The organism is Phyllobacterium sp. P5_D12, from assembly GCF_054049495.1.
In genome coordinates this window covers 1-681 of sequence record NZ_JBFUMG010001106.1, presented here as the reverse complement: position 1 = coordinate 681, position 681 = coordinate 1, and the positions used below count along the sequence as shown (strand labels likewise).

At 57.0% G+C, this 681-nt stretch carries 1 protein-coding gene; it reads right to left on the bottom strand.

Going from position 1 to position 681, the window contains the following annotated elements; genetic code table 11:
- A partial coding sequence (locus tag ACXJ5O_RS28965) for a VirB4 family type IV secretion/conjugal transfer ATPase (protein WP_457302912.1) occupies window positions 1-659 on the bottom strand: 659 nt, incomplete at its 3' end.
- Between the last annotated feature and the right edge of the window lie 22 nt (window positions 660-681).

Here is a 681-nt window from a genome sequence, read left to right as displayed (position 1 = left end):
CCGTCGAGCAGGAGAGGGCCCGTATAAGATGGATATTCGCGTACTGACAGCATGGCACCGAGCCGTGAGTCTCTTGGCGGCGTCGCGCCGACGAACTCTACAGCATTGCGCCCGAAATGCAGCCGCTTCATCGCAAGCGCACCATCGAGCGGCATGCGTGGCAAACGCATCGAAACTGGATCAAGCCCGTTGAGTATTTGAACCAGAAATTCCAGCGGCTCGGAGAAATAGTTCCCTGGCTCAGGTTCACGGATACCGAGAATACGCGCCTGATAATCCTGCAGGACTTCACGCACACCTAGAACGGCGTCGTGCAATTCGCGAAGCTCCTCATCCTCTCCCTGCCGGGCACCCTTCGCCTGGTCTTTGGTGCCACGATGAGCAAACAGGCTGCGCGTCAAGCCGTCTATCAATCCGACCTGACCGCGCAAAGGACGGCGGACGATCGTGATATACATGTCATTGACGAACATGCGCCGCTCTTTGAGCTGCGCCATATATCGGCGGTTCAATTCAGCTGCAAATTGATTGTCGAATTCGCCATCAAGCTTCGGCTCGAGCCGGCGCCTGATCATGTGACCATAGACCGCGTAGCGGCTGCTGCCGAGCGAACGCAGGATCGTATTACGCCCCTCAAGCTTGCCATTGATCTGCGCCATGTCCGCAGTCTCGAAACAAAAG